The sequence below is a fragment of the Candidatus Accumulibacter sp. ACC003 genome (assembly GCF_907163085.1).
Classification (GTDB): domain Bacteria; phylum Pseudomonadota; class Gammaproteobacteria; order Burkholderiales; family Rhodocyclaceae; genus Accumulibacter.
The window spans coordinates 175,235-192,179 of the sequence record NZ_CAJQTX010000007.1; the positions used below are offsets into that span (position 1 = coordinate 175,235).

Consider the following 16,945-nt stretch of genomic DNA (forward strand, 5'->3'; position numbering starts at 1 on the left):
ACTGAAGGCGCTGCCGGCGGCAAGCCTGTGCACCAACCCGGGGAGGGAATGACATGAGAGGAAACTTCGGCGCCAGTGCGCTGATCGTCGTCGGTGTGCTGGCGCTGGCGATCAACTTGGGGATCATCGACGTCGATCTGGCGCAGCTGCTGCGTACCTGGTGGCCGCTGCTGCTGATCGTTCTCGGCGTCGGCGTCTTTCTTGCTCCGGGGACCGAGCAGCGCAAGAAACCCGATTAGCGGCGGCCACCACGCCGCCGGCGCTTGCCGGAAAAGGACGTGCCGGATTGCGCTCTTGCGCTTCGCGTCAGGGTCGCACCCGTGAGCGATCGTCGTGTAATTCGCGGCGTAATCATGAGCACACGCGAACGGTAGTGCTCGCGGATTCCAGTTCGCGAGGTCCCTCGCATCGGGCAGCGCGCCCACGCTCCCTGGCGCTGCTCCTGACGGCGATTCCAGCGGCCTGGCCGGAGGTGCTTGCGAAGCGTCCTGCGTCAGGCGCTGGCAGGGTTTTGCCAGGGTCTGTGGTCGCCGTCCGGGTATAATCGCGAGCGGTGAAAAAGACTCCCGAACCTCGTTCCAGAACGGCTGCCTTCCTGGCGGCGATGCGCCGCTTGCGCGGTCGCGGCGATGGCGCGACCGGGCCGGCGCTGGACGTTCTGCCGTGCATTCCGGTGGCCGCTGAAGACGTCCGTACCCTGGCTGGTCCGGAAGACTTCCGCGAGACGCTGTTGCAGTTGATTGCCGGCGCTCGCCAGCGAATTCTGCTGAGCGCGCTTTATCTGCAGGATGACGACGCGGGCCGGCAGGTACTGGCGGCCTTGTATGCGGCCAGGAGTGCCCGGCCGGAGTTGCAGATCGCCGTATTCGTCGATTGGCACCGCGCACAGCGGGGGCTGATTGGCCAGGCGGCGAGCGCCGGCAACGCCGCCTTATATACCGAAATGGCGGTACGTCTCGGCGCCGGCGTGCCGGTTTACGGAGTGCCGGTGCACCGGCGGGAATTGCTGGGTGTGATGCATCTCAAGGGCTTCGTGGTCGATGGCGTGGTGCTCTATAGCGGCGCCAGCATCAACGACGTTTATCTGTATCGACAGCAGCGCTATCGCCTCGATCGCTACCATTTGCTTGCCAGCCGTCCGCTCGCCGACAGCCTGGCCGCCTTGCTGACCGACGTCGTGCAACCCGACCCGGCCGTTGGTCGCCTCGATACGGTCGCCAGACCCAAGACGGCTGCGCTTCGCCCGGCGATCGTCAAGTTCCGCCGGATCCTGGCGGCGAGCAGCTATCCGATGGCTGCGGCTGCGGCTGCGATCGGCGATCGGCAGGTCGGGATCACGCCGCTACTGGGCCTGGGTGGCCGAGAAAACGCGCTCAATGCCGTCATTCTGCAGTTGATCGCGCGTGCGACGCGACGCCTGGTGCTGTTTACACCGTATTTCAACCTGCCTGGCGCCGTTCGCCGGGCGATCGACGCCAAGATCAGGCAGCAGCAATGCCGGCTGACCATCGTCGTCGGCGACAAGACGGCCAACGATTACTACATCCCGGCCGATCGGCCTTTCTCGACGATTGGCGCGCTGCCCTACCTCTACGAGGCCAACCTGCGCCGTTTCTGCAAGACGCATCAGAGCGCCGTCGACCTGGGTTTGCTCGATCTGCACGTCTGGCGCCATGAGCAGCACAGCTTTCACTTGAAGGGGCTGCTGGTCGACGACGATTACGTGCTGCTCACCGGCAGCAACGTCAATCCACGCGCCTGGCGCCTGGACCTCGAGAACGGCCTGCTGATCCATGATCCACAGGGCTGCCTGCTTGAGCAGAACCGAGTCGAGCTTGAGCGCATTCTGGCGAACACCCGGCGCCTCGATCACCATCAGGCGCTCGACGCTGTTGCCACCTACCCCTTGCCCGTCCAGCGGCTGCTCAAACGTCTGGCGCATAGCCGCGCCGACCACCTGGTCAATCAGCTGCTCTGATCACCCTGGATTGATACCGCTATCGCCGGCCAAAGGCCGGCGCCTAGCTTCCGCCGACCCTGGCCGAGTTCAGGCCAGGCCTTGCGCGCGCCTGGCCGATGCCGCTAGAAGCTGTCGGGTGAACGCGACGTGCAGCACTCAGGGCTGGACCTGGTCGATCAACACGCGCAGGCCCTGGCTGCCAGGCTTGACGCCGCGCAGCGTCCCGTACAGGTCACCGCTTGAAGTTTGCGCCTTGCCGGCCTTGGCGACGCGCGCCTCGATGCTGACGGTATTGAAATCGGAGATCTTCTTGCCGCCAGCCAGCGCCATCGAGTCGTCGAAGCGGAAGCGCAGCGGCAGGTCGCCAACCCTTGCCCGCGTTGCCGCCAGCGGCATGCGCGGCCCTTCTTCGGCGCGCGCAAAGACGAACAGCACGTCATCCGGACTGGCGCGCTCGGCGAGCTGGCCACTCAGCGTGACTTCGCCGCTGACCGCGCCACCGACGGCGCCAGCGCTGGCGGTACTGGTGCTTGCTTTGCCACCGCCGCTTGCCGCGGCGATCTGGCGCGCGCGGTCGACCGCGGCTTCGAGCGCCATGGCTTCTTCCGAGCCGGGTTCGACTAGCGTCAACAAGCGTTGCCAGTACGCGGCCGCGGCGGCGAAGTCCTCTCGGTCGGCTGCGGCGGCGCCAGCCAGCAAGAGCGCTTGCGGTTCATTCGGATCGATTTTGAGCGCCTGTTCGATCAACGCCGTTGGTTTGCCCTTCAGGCCAGCGCCTGTCGAGCGGCTGAGGACGTCGGCGTAGTCGGCGAGCAATGCCGGATCGTGATCGACCAGCGCACCGGCGCGAGCGTAGGCCTCGGCCGCCTGGGGAAAGCGCTCAAGCACCCTGTATGAACGCGCCAGCATCAGCCAGCCCTGGCTGTCGTCGGGGTTCTGCCGCAGTTTTTCGACCAGCCCGGCGACCATTCCCTCGATCTGTTGCGGCGTGATCCGCGCCTGTCGTTGCAGCGGGTCCAGCGCTTGTTGATTGCCGAGCAGGGCGTAGCCGGCAGCAGCGGCGAGCGGGATGATCAGCAGCAGGGCGAAGGCTGTCTTGCCGCCGGCGCTGGCGCTGGTCGGTACGCTGGCGGGTACTTGCAGCTCATCGAGTAGACGACGCTGCAACTCCTGGTGGGCCTGCGCAAAGTCGTCTTCGGCGAGCGAGCCGTCGCGGCGCTCGCGTTCGAGCTCGCCGAGCTGGTCGCGAAAAATGGCCAGGTTTGCTTCGCGGCGGTCGGCCGCAGCCGACGGTCGTGGCGCCCGCAGCAGCGGCGGCAAGAGAATGGCCAGGACGGCGACGACAAGCAGCGCCGCAGCGATGAGAAAAGCGGTCATGAGCGTCCCTGGCTGGATTCGTGGTCGTGCAGCAGCACATCGGCCTGGCGCTGCTCGTCGGCGGTCAAGGGCGTGTCCTTGATCGCCAGATCGCGGCGGCGCAGGTAGAGAACCAGCCCACCAAGTCCCAGCACGAACAGCAGCCCGGGACCAAACCACAGCAGCAAAGTGCTTCCCTTCAAGGGTGGCCGATAGCGGACGAAGTCACCATAGCGGCTGACCATGAATTCCATGATTTCGTTGTCGCTCTTGCCGTCATGGATCAGCGTCCGGATCTCGCGGCGCAAGTCGTTGGCCAGTTCCGCGTGCGAGCCGGCGAGCGACTCGTTCTGGCAGACCAGGCAGCGTAACTCGGAGGAAATGGCGATCAGGCGTTTCTCGGTCAGTTCGTCGTCGGCGAGCGGCTTGGCTTTACCGGCGTGCGTCGCCTGCCCGGCGATGGCCGCCATGGCGAGCAGCAGGAGCATCAGTGCGCGCCTCATTTCGACAGCTCGGCGAGCAAGGGCAGAATCTTGCTGGAGTAAATCTCGGGAGTGATCGGACCGGTGTGCTTCATGCGGATGATTCCCGCCTTGTCGATGACGTAGGTTTCGGGAACACCGTAGACGCCGTAGTCGATGCCGACGCGACCGTCGATATCGAGCACCGACAGCGTATAGGGGTCGCCGTGCTTGCTGAGCCAGGCGCCCGCGCGTTCGACGACCATGCCTTTTTCGCTGCCGGCGGCGACCTTGTCCATGTCGATGGCGCCGTCACCGCGCACTTCCTTGTAGTTGAGGCCGACCAGCGGCACGGTCTGGCTTTTCGCCAGTTCGACCAGCACCGGATGCTCCTGTCGGCACGAGACGCACCACGACGCCCAGACGTTGAGCAGCCAGACCTTGCCCAGCAGCTCCTTGGGCGAGAATTCCTGATCGGGCGCGTGCAGCCGCGCCAGCGAGAAGTTCGGCGCCGGCTTGCCGATCAGCGGCGAAGGAACATCGCGGGGGTTGAGGTTGAGCCCGACGGCGAGCAGGACGACCAGCACGATAAAGCCGATCAGCGGCCAGAGAAATCTGTTCATCGCCAATTCCTCAGGCTTTTTGCGGCAGCGATGCGCCGGCCAGAGGCGCGCTGGCGGCGCTGGCGCGCGCCTTGATCCGGTAACGGCGGTCGCTCATGGCGATCAAGCCACCGATCGCCATCAGTAAGCAGCCGCCCCAGATCCAGTCGACGAAGGGCTTGTAGTAGACGCGAACGGCCCACGCGGCTTCGGGTCTGGCCTTGTCGATCGGCTCGCCAAGCGAGACATAGACGTCGCGCAGGAAACCGGTATCGATCGCCGCTTCGGTCATCGGCATCGACGAGGCGACGTAGAAGCGTTTCTCGGGAAATATCTTCCGGACCTGGACGCCGTTCTTGATCAGGTCGATTTCGCCGACCAGCGCCCGGTAGTTCGGCCCCTGCTGCTGGCGAACGCCGTTGAAGCGGAAGGTGTAGCCGCCGACGTTGACCGTGTCGGCGATTTCCATCTTGACGTCTTTCTCTTCCTGGTAAGCGCCGACCATGCTTACTCCGATGATGAATACGGCAATGCCGATGTGCGCCAGATGCATGCCGAAGAAGCTCCGCGGTTGCCTGGCCGCGGCGCGCATGAACGGCTGGCCGGCGCGCGTCGCTTGCACGCGCTTGAAGATGTTGAGCAAGGCGCTGAGAACGATCCATGTCGCCAGCAGCAGGCACAGCGCGACCAGCGGCTGCCACTCGCCGAGCAGCAGGGGTGTGCCGATGCCGACCAGCGCTGCCGCCAGAAACGCCCAGCGCAGCGTGCGCGCTATTTCGCCGACGCTGGCGTGCTTCCAGCGGGCAAAGGGGGCGACGCCGATCAGGAATGCCGCCGGCAACATCAGGGGCACGAAGACGGCGTCGAAGTAGGGCGGCCCGACCGACAGCTTGCCGGCGCCCAGCGCGTCGATCAGCAAGGGGTAGAGCGTGCCGAGCAAGACCGACGCGCAGGCGACGACCAGCAGCACGTTGTTGGTCAGCAGCAGCGACTCGCGCGAGAACAGGCCGAAGCGACCGCCGAGGCCGACCTTCGGTGCCCGCCAGGCAAACAATGCCAGCGAACTGCCGATGACCGTGACCAGGAAGGCCAGGATGAAGATGCCGCGGCGCGGGTCGGTGGCAAAGGCGTGGACCGAAGTGAGGACGCCCGAGCGGACCAGGAAGGTGCCGAGCAGCGACAGCGAAAACGCCGAGATCGCCAGCAGCACCGTCCAGTTCTTGAAGCTGCCGCGCTTTTCGGTCGTCGCCAGCGAGTGCAGCAGCGCCGTGCCGACCAGCCACGGCATGAACGACGCGTTTTCGACCGGGTCCCAGAACCACCAGCCGCCCCAGCCGAGTTCGTAGTACGCCCACCACGAGCCGAGCGCGATACCGAGTGTCAGGAAGACCCAGGCCGCGGTGGTCCACGGTCGCGACCAGCGTGCCCAGGCGGCGTCGAGCTGACCCGAGAGCAAGGCGGCGATGGCGAAGGCGAAGGCCACCGAAAAGCCGACGTAACCCATGTACAGCATCGGTGGGTGAAAGATCAGGCCAGGGTCCTGCAGCAGCGGGTTCAGGTCGCGCCCCTCTTCGGCACCCGGCAGCAGGCGGTCGAAGGGGTTCGAGGTGAATAGAATGAAGAGCAGGAAGCCGGCGGTCAGCAGTCCGAGAACGCCAAGCACGCGGGCGACCATGTGGTCGGGCAGTTGCCGGGACAGTAGCGCCACCGCCAGTGCCCACAGCATCAGCATCATCACCCACAACAGCAGCGAGCCTTCGTGGCCGCCCCACAGCGCGGCGACTCGGTACTGCAGCGGCAACAGGGTGTTCGAATGCTGGACGACGTAGATCACCGAGAAGTCGTTCTGCACGAAAGCGGTCATCAGGCAGGCGAAAGCGACCGCCACCAGTAGCGCCTGCGCGATCGTCGCCGGGCGGGCCAGGGCAATCCATTGCGGCTGGTTGCGGTGGGCGCCGAGCAGCGACAGTGTGCTCTGCGTGAGCGCGACGCAGAGCGCCAAGATGAGCGCGAAATTGCCGAGTTCAGGGATCATGAGCGTATCGTCCGTAGGTCCGCGTTATTGCGTGACGGTCTTGCTGGCGGCTTCTGCCGCGGCCTTGTTGGCCGCCGCCCGCTGGTGCGCGTCGCCGACGGCCTTGGCAGCTTCCGGCGGCATGTAGTTTTCGTCGTGTTTGGCGAGCACCTCGGAGGCGGCGAAGATGCCGCCTTCGCCGAGTTTGCCTTGCGCGACGACGCCTTTGCCTTCGCGGAAGAGGTCCGGCAGGATGCCGCGGTAGGCGACGGTCATCTCCTGGTCGGTGTCGGTGACGACGAAACGCATCGTCACGCCGTCGGCCTGCCGCTGCAAGGAGCCTTCCTTGACCATGCCGCCGATGCGGAAACTCTTGCCGCTGGGTGCTTCACCGGCGGCGACCTGCGTCGGCGAAAAGAAGAACACCAGATTGCTCTGAAAGGCATTGAGCACCAGCATCGCGGCGACGCCAAGAATGACCAGACCGCCGACGATCAGCGCCAGGCGTTTGTGACGAGGTTTCAATCGTTTCTCCTGCGGCCAGCGGCGCTGCGCGATCGGCTGGCTTCGCCGCTCTCGGCACGGTACTGGCGTCGCAAACGTTCAACAAGTGTCCTGCGACCACGCAACACCAGGGTCGGTTCCGCTACCATCAGCAGCGCCATCACCAGCAGCGAGCCCCAGACGTAGAGGCCGTGGTTGCCCATCGCCAGAAAATCGCCAAAGCTGTTCCAATGCACGTTCTTACTCCTGGTTGGTGAGCAGCGCGCGCACCCAATCGGTGTGTCGCTCGCGTTCGAGCATGATCGTTCGCACGCGCATCAGGGCGACGGCAATGCTGTACATCCAGCACGCCAGCGCGCACAGCAGCATCCCCCAGAGCATCATCGCGGCCATGCTCGGCGCCTTGGTCAGACTGACCGAAGCACCCTGGTGCAGGGTGTTCCACCACTTCACCGAAAAATAGATGATCGGGATGTTCACGACGCCGACCAGCGCCAGGATCGCGCCGGCCTTGTCGGCGCGGCGCGGGTCGTCGATCGCCGCCTGCAGGGCGATGAAGCCGATATACAGGAAAAGCAGGATCAGCTCGGACGTCAGGCGCGCATCCCAGACCCACCAGGCTCCCCACATCGGCTTGCCCCACAGGGCGCCGGTCCACAGCGAGAGGAAAGCGAACAGCGCGCCGGTCGGCGCCAGTGCCGAGGCCATCATTCCCGACAGGCGGATGTTGAACGCCAGCCCGAGGCCGGCCCAGAAGGCCATCACCAGATAGATGAACATCGACAGCCAAGACGCCGGCACGTGCAGGAAGATGATCCGGTAGCCCTCGCCCTGCTGCGCGTCGGTCGGCGCCAGCAGAAAGCCGATGCTCAGTCCGGCGACGCCGAACAACGCGGCGAGCGCCCAGAACCACGGGATCAGCTTGCCGGCAAGCGGGTAGAAGCTTTGCGGACTGGCGTACTTGAACCAGTTGATCAAGCCGTTGCTCATCGCCGCGCCAAGGGCGTCGGTGCGCGCCGCTGGGTCGCGGCAGTGCTGATCGGATACGCTCGAGAAAGAATGGTGCTACTGGGATACATGAGGCTTTCCACAATGAATCAGGCGGTGACGCTGTGCACGGTAACTCGCGATTCTACCGCAAGTGCTGGCGCGAGCATTTTCGATGCGCCGTCTGGCGGCTTGCGAATCGCCTTCATTCCAGCGCCACTCGCAAAGCCGCCGCGGTCGGCCACGGCGCGAAGAACACGCCGCCAAGCGCCAGCGCGCCAAGCAGCGACAAGTGGGCTTGCGGCCCGAGGCCGCTGACGCTGGCGTCGACCGCGCCAGCGCCGAAAATCAGCACCGGGATGTACAGCGGTAGCACCAGCAGCGACAACAGCACGCCGCCGCCGCGCACCCCCAGCGTCAGCGCCGCGCCGATGGCGCCGATTCCGGACAGCGCCGGCGTGCCAATCAGTAGCGACAGCGTCAGTACCGCCAGCGCGTCGCTCGGCAGATCGAACTGAATGCCGAGCACCGGCGCCAGCACGACCAGCGGCAGTCCGGCGACCAGCCAGTGCGCGATGACCTTGCCGAGAACGATCAAGCCCAGCGGCTGTGGCGCCAGCGCCAATTGTTCGAGCGTGCCGTCGCGGTGATCGTCGGCGAACAGCCGTGGCAGGGACAGCATCGTCGCCAGCAGCGCGGCGACCCACAGCACGCCCGGCGCCAGCCGCCGCAGTTGATCGGGTTCTGGCCCGACGCCGAGCGGGAACAGGCTGACGACGATGATGAAGAAGAACATCGCCGCGACGATGTCCGCCTGCCGCCGCATGGCCAATCGCAGGTCGCGGCCGATCACCGCCCGGAGAGCTCGCAGCATCGCTTCAGCTAGCCCCAGCCGGACGTTGCATGAGCGCCGTCAAGCGACAGTTCACGTACCGTTCCGGCGGTTACCGGCACCGCCTGGTGAGTGGTCAGGACGGCCAGTCCCCCGCGCTGCAGATGCGCGCCAATCAGTCCGGCGACAAGTTCGACGGCGGCCGCGTCGAGTGCCACGTAGGGCTCGTCGAGGACCCACAGCGCGCGTCTTTCGTTGACCAGACGGGCCAGCGCGGCGCGCCGCTTCTGCCCCTGCGAAAGGTAGCGGCAGGGCAGGTCCTCGCGGCCCAGCAGCCCGACCAGTTCGAGCGCGTCCAGCGCCGCATCGTGGTCGAGCGACTCCTGCGCCAGTTGCGCCGCCAACAGCAGGTTTTCGAGCGGCGTCAATTCTTCCTTGATCGCGTTGAGGTGTCCGAGGTAGCACAGTTCGCTACGAAACTCCTCGCCGAGCTTGCCGATCGCCCTACCGCGCCAGCGAATATCGCCGCTGGCCGCTGGCGTCAGCGCGCAGAGCATGCGCAGCAGGCTGGTTTTGCCCGAACCATTGCTGCCCTGCAGGTAGAGCATTTCGCCAGCGGCCAGCCGAAAGCTGAGGTCGGCGAACAGCCGGCGTTCGCCGCGTACGCATTCCAGATTTGAAGCTTCAAGCATGCACGAGGGGATCCGGGGAAAAGACTGCGGCAGACCGAGGCAGGCAACGGCCGCGGCCAGAAGCCGCCGAGGCGGTATTGTGAACGCGGCAGTTTAGCCGCGGATTGACCGAAATCAAAATCGATTCAATGGCTTTTGCTATGGTGGCGAGAAATCTTCGCGGAGGGTGATCGTGGAACAGGGTGTTCTGCAGCTGACTCTGAGCTGGGACCGGCGGCAAATTGTCGCCGCCGGCGTCGTTTCGACCCGGCCAGCGGCGGCGCGTGCGCTGCGCGGCCTGCCGGTCGCGCGCGTTCTCGAAGTGGTCCCCCGCGTGTTCAGCATTTGCCGTTGCGCGCAGGAAGCGGCGGCGCGTCTGGCGTGCTACGCCGCGCGCGGTCAGCGACCGGCGCCTGCGCTCAGCGCGGTACTGGCACGGGCGGTCGCCTGCGAAGCAATCGGCGAGCACCTGTGGCGCTTGTTGCTCGACTGCCCACAACTGTGCGCCCAGCCGGTTCGCCAAAGCGAGTTCCTGAGCTGGCGCAAAGGCCTGCTGGCGGTCGTCGATGAGGCGACTGCGGCGGCTTTCGGAGCGCGTCTGGCGGCCTGGCTGGATGACGAGAAGCTGCCGCTAGCCGACGCTCGAACGACGCACGCCGCGGTGCCCTTGCTGCCCTGCCTGACGGCTGCCGAATGGCGCGCGCACTTGGTCGCGGCGGCCGTTGTCGGCTTGCCCACCTTCGCTGGGCAGGTGGCCGAGACCGGCGCGCTGGCGCGGCACGCCGAAGATCGCGCGGTGGCGGCGCTGCTCAACGGCGGGCAACGCTTGCAGGCGCGTCTGGCCGCGCGCTACGCCGATTTGCGTTGGCTGGCGCAGGGACTCGTCGAGCCGGCGCGCCTGGCGACCTGGCTCGACGCGGCAGAACTGGCCGAAGGCGGTGGGCTGGCGCGCGTCGAAACGGCTCGTGGCACCTTGCTGCACGCCATCGAGCTCGCCGGCGAGCGCGTCGCACGCTACGTCATCGTCGCGCCGACCGAGTGGAACTTCCACCCGCAGGGCGCTTTTGTCCACGAGATCCGCGGCCGCGCGGCGCGGACGCGTGCCGAAGCCGAGCAGGCGGCTCGTCGCGTCGCCTTGTCGCTCGATCCCTGCGTGCCCTGCGAGGTGCTCGTCAAGGAACTCGAGGATGCATGAGATGTCGCTGGCCATGGGCATTCTGCAGATTGTCGAGGACGCGGCGCGGGCGCAGAGCTTTCGCCGTGTCAGGTCGGTCTTCGTCGAAATCGGCGAACTTTCGGCCGTCGAACCCGCGGCGATACGTTTCTGTTTCGACGCTGTAATCGCCGGCACGCTGGCCGAAGGTGCTGTTCTGAACGTAGTCGAGGTAGCCGGCGAAGGTTTATGTTTTAATTGCCATCAGACGGTGCCGCTTGCGGCTCGTTACGACCCCTGCCCAGCCTGCGGTGGGTACCCGGTGCAGGCGACCGGTGGTACCGAGATGCGGGTCAAGGAGCTGGAGGTTGAATAATAAGGAGACAGGAGATGTGTACGACATGCGGTTGCGGTGCCGGGGAGACTCGCATCGGCGAAAAGCGTCTGGCGGACGACTCGGACGGCGCGCACCACCAGCAGGGCCATGCGCCGCCACAGCCGGCGCTTGAGCCGGGCCGCGCCGGGCACGCCGGGGTGAGCTACCGTGCCGTTGCCGGCGCTGACGGCGGTCATCAGCATGGCGACGGCCACTGGCACGGGCATGGCCACCGGCACGCCGATGGCCATGAACATTCGCACCAGGAGGCGCACGCGCCGTCGCCGGCGCACGGCGACACCGCTGCCGAAGCGCCAGCGATGACCCCCTCGCGGATGCTGCAGATCGAACGCGACATCCTGGCCAAGAACGATGGCTATGCCGCGCAGAATCGCCGTCGTTTCGAGGAGCAGGGGATCTTTGCCCTCAACCTGGTGTCCAGCCCCGGCTCGGGGAAAACCAGCCTGCTGTGTCGCAGCATCGAGCGGCTCAAGGAAAAGCTGTCGATGGCGGTGATCGAGGGCGACCAGCAAACCAGTCACGACGCCGAACGAATCCGCGCCACCGGCGTTGCGGCGGTCCAGATCAACACCGGCAAGGGTTGCCATCTGGACGCGCACATGGTCGGGCACGCGCTGCACGAGCTGGCGCCGGCCGACGATTCGCTGCTGCTGATCGAGAACGTCGGCAATCTCGTCTGTCCTGCGGCCTTTGATCTCGGCGAGGCGCACAAGGTGGTGATCCTGTCGGTCACCGAGGGCGAAGACAAGCCGCTCAAGTATTCTGGAATGTTCCACGCCGCTTCGCTGATGCTGCTCAACAAGATCGACCTGCTGCCTTACGTGTCTTTCGACAGCGATCTGGCGATCGCCTACGCTCGACGCGTCAATCCGGGCTTGCAGGTGATCCAGCTCTCGGCGACCACCGGCGCGGGCTTCGACGAGTGGTTGGACTGGCTGAGCGCGGGTTGCGCCGCCAGCCAGGAGAAGAAAACGGCGACGATCGCGGCCCTACGGCGGCGGATCGTCGAACTTGAAGAACGGCTCGCTGGCGATGGACGGAGGCCCTGAAATGAGTGGGAACACGGTTTGCCAGAACATCCGCGTCAGCGGCGTTGTTCAGGGTGTTGGTTTTCGCCCCTTCGTCTGGCGGCTGGCCAAGGAACTGGGTCTTGCCGGCTGGGTTCGCAACGACTCTCGCGGCGTCGAAATCGAGGTTTGCGGTGCCGCGGCGCAGGTGCAAAGTCTTATCGACCGGCTCGGCAACGATGCGCCGCCGCTGGCCAAGGTCAATACCGTGGTTACTCGCGACGCGGCACCGGCAGGACATACTGGCCACGATTTCGTGATCGTCGACAGTCGCAGCGGCCGCGCGGCGACGATGATCGCGCACGATACGGCCGTCTGCCGCGACTGCCTGGCAGAAGTTTTCGAGCCCAGCAGCCGGCGCTGGCGCTACGCCTTTGCCAACTGCACCAACTGCGGGCCGCGCTATACGATTAGCCGTGGTTTGCCGTACGACCGGGTGCGCACCAGCCTCAAGCCCTTCGTGATGTGTCCGAAGTGTCAGCACGAGTACCGGCAGCCCGAGAACCGGCGCTTTCACGCCGAGGCCAACTGCTGTCCGAAGTGTGGGCCGCAGCTGTTCCTGCTCGACGGCGAAGGACATCCCTTGCCCGACGATCCGATCGCCGGCGCGCTGGCCTTGTTGCAGCAGGGGAAGATTGTCGCCATCAAGGGCCTGGGCGGTTTCCACCTGGTATGCGACGCGCGCAATGCGGTCGCCGTCGCGCTGCTGCGCGAACGCAAGCAACGCGACGAAAAGCCCTTTGTAGTGATGCTCGCCAACGCGCCATCGGCGGCCACTTTCGTTCAGATGGGGATTGGCGAACCGGGTCTGCTGACGCTGGCCACGCGGCCGGCGATCCTCATCCGCAAGCGCGCCAATTGCGACGCCGCCTTGCCCGGTGTGGCCCCCGGGCTGGCCTGGCTGGGAGTCATGCTGCCGTACACGCCGCTGCAGTTCCTGCTCTTTCACGAAGCAGCCAAGCGTCCGCCGGGTATGGGATGGATCGAGCGAGCACAGGATCTGGCGCTGGTCATGACCAGCGCCAACCCCGGTGGCGAACCCCTGGTGATCGGCAACAGCGAAGCCTTGCTGCGGCTCTACGGTATTGCCGACGCCTTCCTGATGCACGATCGCGAGATCGTCAATCGCTGTGACGACAGCGTCGCGCGCATCACCAGCGGTGGCCTGCAGTTCATTCGGCGGGCGCGTGGCTACACGCCGCGGGCGATCAAGTTGCCGCTTGCCGGGCCCTCGGTGCTGGCCGTCGGTGGCTGGTTCAAGAACACCATTTGCGTCACGCGCGGCGACGAGGCCTTCGTGTCGCCGCATATCGGCGATCTCGACAACGCGGCTGTCTGCGAGTTTCTCGAAGAGAACGTCGTGCAAATGGTGAAGATGCTGGGCGTCGACCCGGCTATTGTCGCGCACGACCTGCATCCCGATTTTCACTCGACGCATTTTGCGGCCGAGTGCGCGCAGCGCTGGAACGTGCCCTTGCTCGGCGTCCAGCACCACCACGCGCACGCCGCCGCGATACTCGCCGAACACGCTATCCAGGGTCGGACGCTGGCCCTGGCGCTCGATGGTGTCGGCATCGGCAGCGACGGCGCGGCCTGGGGTGGCGAGCTGTTGCGGGTCGATGGCGAGCGTTTCCAGCGCCTCGGCTCTTTAATGCCGCTGGCGCTGCCGGGTGGCGACCGCGCGGCCGCTGAACCCTGGCGAATGGCCGCGTCGGCACTGCATCGACTGGGCCGCGGCAGCGAGATCGCCGAGCGCTTTGCGGCGCAGCACGCAGCTCCGGCCGTCGCGCAGATGCTCAGCGGCGGTGTCAATTGCCCGCCGACTTCGAGCATGGGCCGCCTCTTCGACGCCGCTGCCGGCCTGCTCGGGATCACCCAGGTGATGGCTTATGAGGGCCAGGCGGCGATGCTGCTGGAGGGGCTGGCGCAGCGCTACGGCGACGTCTTGCCGCTCGACATGGGCTGGGAGATCGCCGGCGATCGCCTCGATCTGCTGCCCTTGCTGGCGGTTCTGGCCGACGAAAAGAATGCCGAGCGTGGCGCCGCTGTTTTTCACGCGACGCTGATCGCGGCGCTGGGTGACTGGCTGCGCGTCCTGGTTCCCGGCGAACAGGTGGTGGTCGGTAGCGGTGGTTGCTTCCTCAACCAGGTCCTGGTGCGCGGTCTGCGTGCGCGCCTCAGCGCGCAAGGCATGCGCATCATCGAAGCGCGGCAGCTGCCACCGAACGACGGCGGCCTGAGCCTCGGTCAGGCGTGGGTGGCCTTGCAGCACCTGGCGCGGCATTAGGCGGACGGCTAGCATGTGTCTTGCGCTGCCGTGCCGAATCGTCGAGCTGCTGCCTGCCGAGCAGGCGCGGATCGACGTCGCCGGCGTCGGCAAGGAAATTTCGCTGGCGCTGGTCGAAGACGTCGCCGTCGGTGACTACGTCATCGTGCACGTCGGCTACGCGCTGACCCGGCTCGATCCGGAAGAGGCCGAAAAGACGCTGGCGCTGTTTGCCGAACTCGGCCAGGCGGCTCTGGAGACATCGCCTAACGGTCATGACATGTTGAGATACCCCAGATCATGAAAGTCATGACCGTTTCCCTCTTCCCCTGGCCCTTCTCCCGCAAGGGGAGACGGGAGATTCGTGAGTCGCGTACGCGACTTTCACATTAACGTTGTTTGACGCGGCATGGCAGCACAGCTTGGGGGGCGGGGAATGCTTTCATCGAGAACTACGGGCTGCCGTCGATGAGGTTCATCGACGAGTTCCGGGACGGCAAACTGGCGACTGGCCTGGCCGCCGCGATCCGGCAGGCGGCGCGTGACGATCGCGACTACCATTTCATGGAGTTCTGCGGCGGTCATACGCACGCCATCGCCCGCTATGGCGTGACCGACCTGCTGCCGCCCAGCGTGCGTCTGATTCATGGTCCCGGCTGCCCGGTCTGCGTGCTGCCGGTCGGCCGCATCGACATGGCGATTCGCCTGGCGCGCGAAGCCGGCGTCAGCCTGTGCAGTTACGGCGACCCGCTGCGCGTACCGGCGTCGGGTGGGCTGTCGCTGCTCAAGGCGAAAGCCGCTCTGAACGGCAAGTCCGGCGGCGGCGAGATTCGCATGCTCTATTCGGGCGCTGACGCGCTGGCGCTGGCGCAGCAACACCCCGAGCGGCAGGTCGTCTTTTTCGCCATCGGCTTTGAGACGACGACGCCGCCGACGGCGGTGTTGATCAAGCAGGCGCAGGCGCTCGGCCTGCGCAATTTCTCGGTGCTCTGCTGCCACGTGCTGACGCCGTCGGCGATCGCCAGCATCCTCGAGTCGCCCGAAGTCCGACGTTGGGGAACGCTGCCGCTCGACGGTTTCATCGGCCCGGCGCACGTGTCGACGATCATCGGTACGCGGCCCTACGAGTTCTTCGCCGACGAGTACCGCAAGCCGGTGGTCATCGCCGGCTTCGAACCACTCGACGTGATGCAGGCGATCCTGATGCTGATCAAGCAGGTCAACGCCGGCCGGGCGTTGGTCGAAAACCAGTTTTCGCGCGCCGTAACGCGTGCCGGCAACCGCAAGGCGCAGCAGCTGGTGTCTGAAGTCTTCGAGTTGCGGCGCTCGTTTGCCTGGCGGGGACTCGGCGAACTGCCGTATAGCGCACTGCGCATCCGCCGTGAATTCGCCGAGTTTGACGCCGAGCGGCGCTTCGGCGTCGACTATCAGGCGGTCGAAGATCATCCGGCGTGCGAGTGCGGCGCCGTCCTGCGCGGCGTCAAGCGGCCGCAGGAGTGCCGCATCTTCGGCAGCGTGTGCACCCCGGAAAACCCGATTGGTTCGTGCATGGTGTCGTCCGAGGGCGCTTGCGCGGCGCATTACTCGTTCGGCCGCTTTGCCGATCTGGCGGTGGCGTCGTGAGTGGCGTGCGCCAGGGCTACGTGCGGCCGCTGGACTTCAAGAATGGCGTCGTCGACATGACGCACGGCGGCGGCGGCCGGGCGATGGCGCAGCTGATCGACGAACTGTTCGCGCGGCGGCTGGGCAATTCCTACCTGCGCCAGGGTAACGACGGCGCCGTCATGCCGATGCCGCCGGGCCGGCTGGTGATGTCTACCGACGGGCACGTCGTTTCGCCGCTGTTCTTTCCCGGTGGCGACATCGGCTGCCTGTCGGTCAACGGCACCATCAACGACGTCGCCGTGCTCGGCGCGACGCCGCTCTATCTGGCCGCCGGCTTCATTCTCGAGGAGGGATTTCCGCTCGCCGATCTGGCGCGGATCGTCGATTCGATGGCCAGCGCGGCGAGCGCTGCCGGCGTGCCGGTGGTCACCGGCGATACCAAGGTCGTCCAGAAGGGGGCCGGCGACGGCGTGTACATCACGACTACCGGCGTCGGCGTCGTCGCCGATGGCGACGACTTTTCCGGCGACCGCGCGCGCGTCGGCGACCAGATCATCGTTTCCGGCAGTATCGGCGAGCACGGCATGGCGATCATGGCGCAACGCGAAAGTATCGGCTTCGCGGCGCAGATCGTTTCCGATACCGCGGCGCTGCACGGCCTGATCGCCGCGATGCGCGCCAGCGGCGCGGCGATCCGCGCGCTGCGCGACCCGACGCGCGGCGGCGTCGCGACGACGCTCAACGAAATCGCCCGCCAGTCGGGCGTCGGCATGATGCTCCAGGAAAGCGCCATCCCGGTGCAGCCCGAGGTCGCCGCCGCGTGCGAATTCCTCGGCCTGGACCCGCTCTATGTGGCCAACGAGGGCAAGTTGCTGGCGATCGTCGCCGCCGCTGACGCCGATGCGCTACTGGCGGCGATGCGCGCGCATCCCCTGGGTGTGCACGCCGCGGTGATCGGCAGCGTCCATGCCGACGCCCACCATTTCGTCCAGATGACCACCAGTTTCGGTGGCCGGCGGATCGTCGACTGGCTGACCGGCGAGCAGTTGCCGCGGATCTGCTAAGCCGGG

18 protein-coding genes are annotated in these 16,945 nt (G+C 66.2%); 9 read left to right on the forward strand and 9 right to left on the reverse strand.

The window, feature by feature from the left end; translation table 11 throughout:
- The first annotated feature begins 53 nt into the window (after positions 1-53).
- Positions 54-239 (forward strand): DUF5668 domain-containing protein, encoded by a 186-nt coding sequence (locus tag QZ656_RS16205; RefSeq protein WP_291994364.1) that lies wholly within the window; start codon positions 54-56, stop codon positions 237-239.
- 314 nt (positions 240-553) lie between these two features.
- Positions 554-1,978, forward strand: coding sequence for a CDP-diacylglycerol--serine O-phosphatidyltransferase (gene pssA / locus QZ656_RS16210; protein WP_291994365.1), 1,425 nt, complete (start codon positions 554-556; stop codon positions 1,976-1,978).
- A gap of 138 nt (positions 1,979-2,116) precedes the next feature.
- On the opposite strand, the gene ccmI is transcribed toward pssA, so the two are convergent.
- The 9 genes from ccmI to ccmA form a co-directional block, all read right to left on the reverse strand.
- A complete protein-coding gene (ccmI, locus tag QZ656_RS16215; RefSeq protein WP_291994366.1) occupies positions 2,117-3,337 on the reverse strand; it encodes a c-type cytochrome biogenesis protein CcmI in 1,221 nt (406 codons plus the stop codon).
- On the reverse strand, positions 3,334-3,819 hold the full coding sequence (locus tag QZ656_RS16220; protein ID WP_291994367.1) for a cytochrome c-type biogenesis protein: 486 nt from the start codon (positions 3,817-3,819) through the stop codon (positions 3,334-3,336). The genes ccmI and QZ656_RS16220 overlap by 4 nt, the downstream gene beginning before the upstream one ends.
- Positions 3,816-4,400 carry a DsbE family thiol:disulfide interchange protein gene (locus QZ656_RS16225; RefSeq protein WP_291994368.1) on the reverse strand — a complete coding sequence of 195 codons (585 nt, stop codon included), beginning with the start codon at positions 4,398-4,400 and terminating at the stop codon, positions 3,816-3,818. The genes QZ656_RS16220 and QZ656_RS16225 overlap by 4 nt, the downstream gene beginning before the upstream one ends.
- Positions 4,401-4,410: 10 nt before the next feature.
- Entirely contained in the window at positions 4,411-6,414 is a 2,004-nt protein-coding gene (locus tag QZ656_RS16230) for a heme lyase CcmF/NrfE family subunit (protein WP_291994369.1), read from the reverse strand.
- Positions 6,415-6,438: 24 nt separating this feature from the next.
- Positions 6,439-6,918, reverse strand: a complete 480-nt coding sequence (ccmE, locus tag QZ656_RS16235; RefSeq protein ID WP_291994370.1) for a cytochrome c maturation protein CcmE — start codon at positions 6,916-6,918, stop codon at positions 6,439-6,441.
- Entirely contained in the window at positions 6,915-7,133 is a 219-nt protein-coding gene (gene ccmD / locus QZ656_RS16240) for a heme exporter protein CcmD (protein WP_291994371.1), read from the reverse strand. The genes ccmE and ccmD overlap by 4 nt, the downstream gene beginning before the upstream one ends.
- Positions 7,134-7,137: 4 nt before the next feature.
- Positions 7,138-7,887 (reverse strand): heme ABC transporter permease CcmC, encoded by a 750-nt coding sequence (ccmC, locus tag QZ656_RS16245; protein ID WP_291994372.1) that lies wholly within the window; start codon positions 7,885-7,887, stop codon positions 7,138-7,140.
- Positions 7,888-8,089: 202 nt separating this feature from the next.
- Entirely contained in the window at positions 8,090-8,758 is a 669-nt protein-coding gene (ccmB, locus tag QZ656_RS16250; RefSeq protein WP_291994373.1) for a heme exporter protein CcmB, read from the reverse strand.
- 8 nt (positions 8,759-8,766) lie between these two features.
- Positions 8,767-9,408, reverse strand: a complete 642-nt coding sequence (ccmA, locus tag QZ656_RS16255; protein ID WP_291994374.1) for a cytochrome c biogenesis heme-transporting ATPase CcmA — start codon at positions 9,406-9,408, stop codon at positions 8,767-8,769.
- Between the two features lie 172 nt (positions 9,409-9,580).
- Between ccmA and QZ656_RS16260 the strand changes: the two genes are divergently transcribed.
- The 7 genes from QZ656_RS16260 (at position 9,581) to hypE (ending at position 16,939) form a co-directional block, all read left to right on the forward strand.
- Positions 9,581-10,582: a nickel-dependent hydrogenase large subunit gene (locus QZ656_RS16260; RefSeq protein WP_291994375.1), complete on the forward strand. Its 1,002-nt coding sequence runs from the start codon at positions 9,581-9,583 to the stop codon at positions 10,580-10,582.
- Positions 10,575-10,916, forward strand: coding sequence for a hydrogenase maturation nickel metallochaperone HypA (gene hypA / locus QZ656_RS16265; protein ID WP_291994376.1), 342 nt, complete (start codon positions 10,575-10,577; stop codon positions 10,914-10,916). Before QZ656_RS16260 ends, hypA begins: the two co-directional genes overlap by 8 nt.
- Before the next feature lie 14 nt (positions 10,917-10,930).
- A complete protein-coding gene (hypB, locus tag QZ656_RS16270; RefSeq protein ID WP_291994377.1) occupies positions 10,931-11,986 on the forward strand; it encodes a hydrogenase nickel incorporation protein HypB in 1,056 nt (351 codons plus the stop codon).
- Position 11,987: 1 nt separating this feature from the next.
- Complete coding sequence (gene hypF, locus QZ656_RS16275) at positions 11,988-14,291, forward strand: carbamoyltransferase HypF (protein ID WP_291994378.1); 2,304 nt, start codon at positions 11,988-11,990, stop codon at positions 14,289-14,291.
- A gap of 13 nt (positions 14,292-14,304) precedes the next feature.
- A complete protein-coding gene (locus QZ656_RS16280) occupies positions 14,305-14,574 on the forward strand; it encodes a HypC/HybG/HupF family hydrogenase formation chaperone (protein ID WP_291994379.1) in 270 nt (89 codons plus the stop codon).
- 164 nt (positions 14,575-14,738) lie between these two features.
- Positions 14,739-15,893: a hydrogenase formation protein HypD gene (gene hypD / locus QZ656_RS16285; RefSeq protein WP_291994380.1), complete on the forward strand. Its 1,155-nt coding sequence runs from the start codon at positions 14,739-14,741 to the stop codon at positions 15,891-15,893.
- Positions 15,890-16,939 carry a hydrogenase expression/formation protein HypE gene (gene hypE, locus QZ656_RS16290; protein ID WP_291994381.1) on the forward strand — a complete coding sequence of 350 codons (1,050 nt, stop codon included), beginning with the start codon at positions 15,890-15,892 and terminating at the stop codon, positions 16,937-16,939. The genes hypD and hypE overlap by 4 nt, the downstream gene beginning before the upstream one ends.
- Positions 16,940-16,945 lie beyond the last annotated feature (6 nt).